The 7,509-nt window shown below is 50.1% G+C and carries 7 protein-coding genes; all 7 read left to right on the plus strand.

The window, feature by feature from the left end; genetic code table 11:
- Window positions 1–109 precede the first annotated feature (109 nt).
- Window positions 110–367, plus strand: coding sequence for an RNA chaperone Hfq (gene hfq / locus M3P05_RS18820; protein ID WP_249701649.1), 258 nt, complete (start codon window positions 110–112; stop codon window positions 365–367).
- A gap of 281 nt (window positions 368–648) precedes the next feature.
- Window positions 649–1,959, plus strand: a complete 1,311-nt coding sequence (gene hflX, locus M3P05_RS18825; RefSeq protein ID WP_249701650.1) for a ribosome rescue GTPase HflX — start codon at window positions 649–651, stop codon at window positions 1,957–1,959.
- 404 nt (window positions 1,960–2,363) lie between these two features.
- The gene (gene hflK, locus M3P05_RS18830) at window positions 2,364–3,575 is read left to right on the plus strand and encodes an FtsH protease activity modulator HflK (protein WP_249701651.1); all 1,212 of its coding nucleotides are present in this window, start codon (window positions 2,364–2,366) and stop codon (window positions 3,573–3,575) included.
- Window positions 3,572–4,444, plus strand: a complete 873-nt coding sequence (gene hflC / locus M3P05_RS18835) for a protease modulator HflC (protein WP_249701652.1) — start codon at window positions 3,572–3,574, stop codon at window positions 4,442–4,444. Before hflK ends, hflC begins: the two co-directional genes overlap by 4 nt.
- Window positions 4,445–4,562: 118 nt before the next feature.
- On the plus strand, window positions 4,563–4,754 hold the full coding sequence (locus M3P05_RS18840) for a DUF2065 domain-containing protein (RefSeq protein ID WP_249701653.1): 192 nt from the start codon (window positions 4,563–4,565) through the stop codon (window positions 4,752–4,754).
- A gap of 37 nt (window positions 4,755–4,791) precedes the next feature.
- Complete coding sequence (locus tag M3P05_RS18845; RefSeq protein WP_249701654.1) at window positions 4,792–5,970, plus strand: ATP phosphoribosyltransferase regulatory subunit; 1,179 nt, start codon at window positions 4,792–4,794, stop codon at window positions 5,968–5,970.
- 77 nt (window positions 5,971–6,047) lie between these two features.
- Entirely contained in the window at window positions 6,048–7,343 is a 1,296-nt protein-coding gene (locus tag M3P05_RS18850; RefSeq protein WP_249701656.1) for an adenylosuccinate synthase, read from the plus strand.
- Window positions 7,344–7,509: the final 166 nt, after the last annotated feature.

Raw genomic sequence — 7,509 nt, forward strand, 5'->3', positions numbered from 1 at the left:
TTAAACAATTGGCTGTCTGCATTTGCAGTATCTGCTAACCTGTTATCCGTTTCCTGGCCGGACCTAAGCTCAGGCTTTTTATAATTCGACAAATAAAAGGAGTACGGTAATGTCAAAAGGGCATTCCCTACAAGACCCTTATCTGAACGTTCTGCGCAAAGAACGTGTTCCTGTTTCCATCTACCTGGTAAACGGAATCAAGCTTCAGGGCCAGATCGAGTCTTTTGATCAGTTTGTTATTCTTCTGAAGAATACTGTTAGCCAGATGGTCTACAAGCATGCAGTATCTACTGTTGTTCCCGGCCGTCCTGTTCGTCTGCCAATGCCAAACCAGGGCGAAGGTGAAGAACTGCCTCACCAGGACTAATATCGTCCAGGCCTGATGCTGGGCTCCGGTTCTGTCAACAACATGAACAGTTCTCTGGAACCGTAGCCAGATTGATTTCGAAGAGCTGGATTCATTAAGAATCCGGCTCTTTGTGTTTCTGATCCATGAAAACAGTGAATCAAATTAAAAATGTTTCTGTGAAAGACAGGCTGTTGACCACGACAAATCAACTGATTTCATGTACAAGTGCATATTCGACTCGAGAACAGCCATGAGCGGGGAATAAGAACCCCTCGCTGATTCCAATAGGAGCAGACTAATTGTTTTTTGAACGTCATGAAGGTGGTGAAAGAGCCGTACTGGTTCACCCTGAATGCGTAGATGACCAGGAACGAGAAGACCCCGGAGAATTCCAGGAGCTAGTACGTTCAGCAAATGTCGAACAGGCTGCATTTGTTGTTGTTCCTGGTGCAAAAATTACCCCGAGATATTTTGTCGGGGTGGGCAAACTGGAAGAGATTCGTCAGCATGTTATTGCTACCGGCGCTGACGTAGTACTGTTTAACCATGCCCTTTCCCCAAGCCAGGAACGAAACCTGGAAGCAGAACTCAAGTGTCGTGTTGTTGACCGTACCGGCCTGATCCTTGATATCTTCGCCCAAAGAGCCAGAACTCATGAAGGTAAGCTGCAGGTAGAACTTGCACAGCTTGAGCATGTTAGCACCCGATTGGTGCGTGGCTGGACTCACCTGGAAAGACAGAAAGGTGGTGTTGGTCTCCGAGGGCCCGGTGAAACACAGCTGGAAACCGACCGTCGTCTACTTCGTGTCCGTATCAAAAGCATTAAGTCACGCCTGGAGAAGGTAAAGAAGCAGCGGGATCAAACCCGTCGTGCCCGTAAGCGTGCAGATATTCCGCTGGTTTCCCTGGTGGGTTATACCAATGCCGGTAAATCCACACTGTTCAATATCATTACTGTGTCTGCGGTCTATGCTGCTGACCAGTTGTTTGCGACTCTCGACCCAACCTTGCGCCGTTTGCAGATCAGTGATCTGGGGCCGGTTATTCTTGCGGATACTGTAGGTTTTATTCGTCACCTGCCTCACAAACTGGTTCAGGCTTTCCGGGCCACATTGGAAGAGTCCGCTAATGCAGATTTGTTATTGCATGTGATTGACTGCGCTGACCCTGAACGAATGGATAACATCATTCAGGTGCAGGAGGTTTTGCAGGAAATTGAAGCTCATGAACTGCCACGCTTGGATATCTACAACAAGGTCGATATGCTGGCGGGAGTTAAACCGCGCATAGACCGGGATGAAAATGGTCGTCCAATCCGGGTTTGGATTTCTGCCAAGAATGGCGATGGCCTAGAACTTGTTCAGCAGGCTGTTGCTGAAATTCTTGGTGAAGATATTGTTCACGAATTTCTGCCGGTTCCCCATGAGAAAGGACGCCTGCGTTCCCGTTTGTACCAAATGGGTGTAGTGCAGGGTGAAGACTTCAATGAAGAGGGTATCCCTGTTCTAGAAGTGCGCATGCCCCGACAGGCATTGGAAAAAATCTTCCTGCAGGAAGGAGCGACACTGCCATGGGAACTTCCTGATCCAGAACCCTGGATGAATGAATAATCAGTGTGTCGGGCAGAGAAAAATGGGGCGAGGGCTTGAATTACTTGCTATTGAATCCCATAAAAAGCTTTATTGGTTCGTCTGAAAGGGGTTTCTTTATCTGCTTTTTTGGTAAGGAAATGAAATTCAGACTGTACAACCGATGCAATTAGGGTGATCTTAAGCTGTATAAGTCGCAGGTAAGGTTGCGTCTAATACAGCTGTAACCCTACAATTTGCCTAGCCGTTAATGTTCTGTATTGTAAATCAACACAGTGGCAAGGTGGCAGGCATAAGCCCTGGAGCTGATTAGTCCAGTGCCAGAGCTGACATGGATGATGTCAGAGAATAATTGTCCTGTATGCTTTCTGAACTCTGTCTGCGCGACCAGGCAGTGGATGATAACGCTGACGACGGAGAACCTTATGGCCTGGAACGAGCCGGGTGGTAATAACCAGGACCCCTGGGGGGGTGGGAAAAAAGGCGGTAACAATCAGGGGCCACCTGATTTAGATGAAGCCTTCCGCAAGTTTCAACAGACACTGAAAGGTATTTTTGGTGGTAAGAGTGGCTCTTCGGGCAATGGTGGCTCCCGTGGAGGCAACACAGCTCCCGCTGGTGGCGGTGGGCTGTGGGTCGGAGTTGTTATCATCGCTCTGGTCGCTTACGTCTGGAATGCCATCTACATCGTTGACGAAAAAGAGCGCGCCGTTATTCTGCGTTTCGGGGAATATGTCGAAACAGTAGACCCCGGCCTGCACATGTACTTCCCTCCAATTGAAACCCGTTATCAGGAACCTGTTACCGAGATTCGCAACTACCGTCTCAGCCAGGAGATGCTGACTGAAGACGAGAACATTGTTGAAGTAGCCATGTCTGTTCAGTACAACATCGGTGATCTCAAGAGTTACGTTCTGAATGTTGCTGATCCTGAACTGAGTCTGCGCGAAGCAACCCAGAGTGCCCTGCGTCACGTAGTCGGCAGCTCTGAAATGTATCAGGTGCTGACCGAAGGTCGTCAGGTTATGGGTGACGAAGTTAAGGAGCGCCTGCAGCAATACCTTGATTCTTATGGCACCGGCCTGAATATTGTGAAGGTCAACATCGAGAGCTCTCAGCCACCCAAACAAGTTCTGAGTGCATTTGACGACGTTATCCGTGCCCGTGAGGAAGAGCAGCGTGAGAAAAACCGTGCTGAAGCCTACGCTAACCAGGTTGTTCCAGAAGCCCGGGGTGATGCACAGCGTATCATTGAGGAAGCTGAAGGTTACAAGGAAGAAGTAGTTTCTCGTTCGAAGGGTGATGCGGCACGTTTTGATAAACTTCTTGCTGAGTATAAAAAAGCTCCTCAGGTTACCAGAGAGCGACTGTATCTGGAGTCTGTAGGTGAAGTTATCAGCTCCAGCAGCAAAGTGCTGGTGGATGTTAAGGGTGGCAACAACATGATGTATCTGCCCCTTGACAAGCTGATGGATAAGAAAGGCAAGACATCTATCTCAAGTAGTGGTGTCACTACACGAACTGAGACTGACAGCATTTCTCTGACCCAGGAAGAGTTGAGCACTTTGGCTGATCAGGTAACCGCAGAAATTAACCGTCGAGTTGCCAATAGCCGTCAAGGGAGGACTTCACGATGAGCTCTAAAGCAATGTCTGTTGTCATCGCCCTTGGCCTGATAATTCTGCTTGCGGCCAACAGCCTGTTCATCGTTTCCGAACGTGAGCGTGGCGTGCAGCTGCGATTTGGTCAGATTGTTAAGGCTGATCTCAAGCCTGGCCTCCACGTGAAGATTCCTTTTGTGGATCGTGTACGTATCTTTGATGGCCGTCTGCAGGCTCTCGATGTACCTCAGGCCCGTTTCCTGACCCAGGAACAGAAGGCTGTGGTCGTGGATGCCTACATCAAGTGGCAAATCATGGACGTGCAGAAGTTCTATAAGGCAACCAACGGTGACCTGTTCCGGGTTAACCAGCTGCTGAGTCAGCGTGCTGACTCCCGTCTGCGTAACCAGTTCGGTTCCTTGACTCTGAACGAAGTGGTATCCGGCCGTCGTGATGAGATGCTGCAGGAGATTACCACCAGCCTGAACTCTGTTGCTTACGACGAACTGGGTGTGGCGGTACGTGATGTTCGGGTTAAGAAAATTGACCTTCCATCTGATGTATCCGGCTCCGTATTCGACCGGATGTCCTCCGAGCGTGAAAAGGAAGCCCAGGAATACCGCTCCAAAGGTAAGGAGATGGGTAAAGCCATCCGGGCCAGTGCAGACCGTGAGCGTCGAGTTATTCTGGCAGAGGCCTATCGTAAAGCTGAAACCCTGCGAGGTGACGGTGATGCGGAGGCGGCAGCAATCTATGCCAAGGCTTACCAGCAGGATGCCGAGTTTTATTCTTTCTATAGAAGTCTGAGGGCTTACCGTGAGTCCTTCAACAGCCCATCCGATGTGCTGTTGCTTGAGCCAGACAGTGACTTCTTTAAGTACCTGAATAAGGTTTCTGGTAAGTAAATCAAATATCGTAAAAGTTGGTGTTAACTGGCCAATCAGCGATATGGTATCATGAAAAAGCCGGGCTTATGGACCCGGCTTTTTCATGTCACATGAATTTACAGTGTAAGAGGTGTCTATGGGTTTCTGGCAGGAGCTTGCTGTGGCATTCTGTCTCGTGCTGGTCCTGGAAGGCATAATTCCTTTCCTGTATCCCCAGCGCTGGCGAAAACTGGTTATTCAGATTGCGCAGGCTGATGATCGCAGTCTCCGTATAACCGGACTTGCCAGTATGATTCTGGGTACAGTTCTGTTATATCTCGTGCGCTAAAAGGCATTACAAAAAAGCTTATGAGGTGGGAAAGAAGATGACGATTGCGGATCGCTGGCTGTTACCGGATGGTATTGACGAAGTGCTCCCTCCAGAAGCCTGGCAGGTTGAGCATATGCGCCGCGAAATATTAGATCTCTACGCCTCTTGGGGCTACGAACTTGTCATCCCCCCACATCTGGAATTTCTTGAATCCCTTTCTGCCGGAGCTGGCAGTGACCTTGACCTGATGACCTTCAAGTTCACTGACCAACTTTCCGGGCGCACCCTCGGCCTTCGGGCAGACACTACACCTGCTGTTGCCCGCATTGATGCACACACACTTCGTCGTGACTGCCCGGTTCGCCTTTGCTATGCAGGAACCGTTTTTCATACCAAACCCGCATCTTTGACTGCCTCCCGTACTCCTATTCAGGTTGGAGCTGAGCTTTATGGCCACTCCGGACTGGAAAGTGATCTGGAAGTTATTTCGTTGATGCTGGAATCCATGGCCATCACAGGCATCACCCAGCCTCATATGGATCTTGGTCATGTAGATATTTTTCGCAGCCTTACTGATGCTGCCGGCCTTGATGCTGAGGCGGAATCAGTATTGTTTAATTCCCTGCAGCGTAAGGCGGTAGATGAAGTAAATGTCTGCGTTGATAAGCATGTCAATGATGCCGCTATGGCAGATATGCTGAAGGCACTGCCCAGACTGAGTGGTGATGTCTCTGTTCTGGATATTGCACGAAATGTTCTTTCAGCAGCTCCGGCCGCCGTTGCTGAAGCGATTGACCAGCTGGCAGAGCTGGCTAAGCGAATTACTGCACTTTACCCGGCAACAACCCTGTACTTTGATCTGGGTGAGTTGCGTGGGTATCACTACCACACCGGTATAATTTTTGCCGCTTATATGCCTGGAGAAGGGCAGGCTGTTGCCAAAGGCGGGCGTTATGATGGTGTGGGTGAAGCCTTTGGGCGTTCTCGTCCGGCAACAGGCTTCAGTGCAGATCTAAAGGTTTTATTGCGTCTTGGCGCTCTGGGAATATCTGAGCGTAAAAGAGCTATTCTGGCTCCGCCGGATGCTGATCCTGTTCTGATTCGGCAACTGCGGGGGCAGGGTGAAAGGGTAATCAACCGCCTGTTTGATCGACCTGATGCCGCTAGCCGGCAGGGGTGTGATCGAGAGTTGAAGGAAGTTGACGGCAGTTGGCAGGTAGTCCCTGTCAGTTGACCTAATAACGCCTTAGAAACCAATCTTATGAAAGCTCGCTGCCAAAAAATGGTTGGTTTTTTTACCGAGATTAAATGATGGGTAAGAACGTAGTTATTCTAGGCACTCAATGGGGTGACGAAGGTAAGGGCAAGGTCGTTGATCTGCTGACAGATCAGGCGAACGCTGTCGTTCGTTATCAGGGGGGACACAATGCTGGCCATACTCTGGTGATTGATGGCGAGAAGACCGTCCTGCACCTGATCCCTTCCGGTATTCTTCGTGAAAATGTGACCTGCTATATCGGCAACGGCGTGGTGCTGGCTCCGGATGCTCTGCTGAAGGAGATGGCTGAGCTGGAAGAGCGTGGCGTTCCTGTGCGTGACCGCCTGCGTCTGAGCCCAGCCTGCCCCCTGATTCTGCCTTATCATGTTGCTCTGGATCAGGCCCGTGAACTGGCGCGTGGTAAAGCGAAGATTGGTACCACTGGTCGTGGTATCGGCCCTGCTTATGAAGATAAGGTTGCCCGCCGCGGCCTGCGTCTGAGCGATCTGCTGCACCCAGAGCGTTTTGCCAAGAAGCTGAAAGAGGTTATGGAATACCATAACTTTGCCCTTGAGAATTTCTACAAAGTTGAGCCTGTCAACTACGAAGAGACTCTGGAGCTGGCACTGGAATGGGGTCGTCAGATCACACCAATGATTGACCGTGTTACCGATAAGCTGCACGAAATGCGTGAAGCTGGTGATGACCTGCTGTTTGAAGGTGCACAGGGCTCCCTGCTTGATATCGATCACGGCACCTACCCGTTTGTAACCTCTTCCAACACCACAGCTGGTGGCGTTGCTACTGGTTCTGGTGTCGGTCCTCTGTACCTGGATTATGTTCTGGGTATCACCAAGGCTTATACCACCCGTGTTGGTTCCGGTCCTTTCCCAACAGAGCTGTTCGATGAAGTTGGCAAGCATCTGGGTGAGAAGGGTAATGAGTTTGGTGCGACCACTGGTCGTGAGCGCCGCTGTGGCTGGCTGGACGCCGTTGCCCTGCGTCAGTCTATCCGTATCAACAGTGTGTCCGGTATCTGCCTGACCAAGTTGGATGTTCTGGATGGTCTGGAAACTATCAATATTTGCACAGGCTATAAGAATGCAGTCGGTGAAGATATTGTGACGCCAAACGATGCGGAAGAGTGGGAAGAAATCCAGCCGGTTTACGAAGAAGTTCCAGGCTGGACCGAGTCAACTTTCGGTGCCCGTTCTATCGAGGATCTGCCAGAAGCTGCACGTGCTTACATCAAGCGTGTGGAGAAAGTTGTTGGTGCTCCGGTTGATATTATCTCTACCGGTCCGGACCGTAATGAAACAATTATCCTGCGTCATCCGTTTGCTGGTTAATTGCAGATAGCTTGCAGTTAATGAAAGCCCTTTAACCGGGGCTTTCTTATTGGCTGTGTTTTCACTAAAAGTTGATGAGCCGCAAACTATACTCTAACCACCAATTCCCGCCGAATACACGCCTTAAGCCGTACAATGCATGCTAAAGGGACTCGTATCTCTTGAG

Origin of the sequence: Parendozoicomonas callyspongiae (assembly GCF_023502345.1) — a bacterium.
Classification (GTDB): Bacteria; Pseudomonadota; Gammaproteobacteria; order Pseudomonadales; family Endozoicomonadaceae; genus Sansalvadorimonas; species Sansalvadorimonas callyspongiae.

Bases quoted from the DNA above. Each gene is read 5' to 3' on its own strand.
- M3P05_RS18845 (WP_249701654.1), top strand. From the start codon at position 4,792: ATGACGATTGCGGATCGCTGGCTGTTACCGGATGGTATTGACGAAGTG.
- M3P05_RS18850 (WP_249701656.1), top strand. From the start codon at position 6,048: ATGGGTAAGAACGTAGTTATTCTAGGCACTCAATGGGGTGACGAAGGT.
- hflC (WP_249701652.1), top strand. From the start codon at position 3,572: ATGAGCTCTAAAGCAATGTCTGTTGTCATCGCCCTTGGCCTGATAATT.
- hfq (WP_249701649.1), top strand. From the start codon at position 110: ATGTCAAAAGGGCATTCCCTACAAGACCCTTATCTGAACGTTCTGCGC.
- M3P05_RS18840 (WP_249701653.1), top strand. From the start codon at position 4,563: ATGGGTTTCTGGCAGGAGCTTGCTGTGGCATTCTGTCTCGTGCTGGTC.
- hflK (WP_249701651.1), top strand. From the start codon at position 2,364: ATGGCCTGGAACGAGCCGGGTGGTAATAACCAGGACCCCTGGGGGGGT.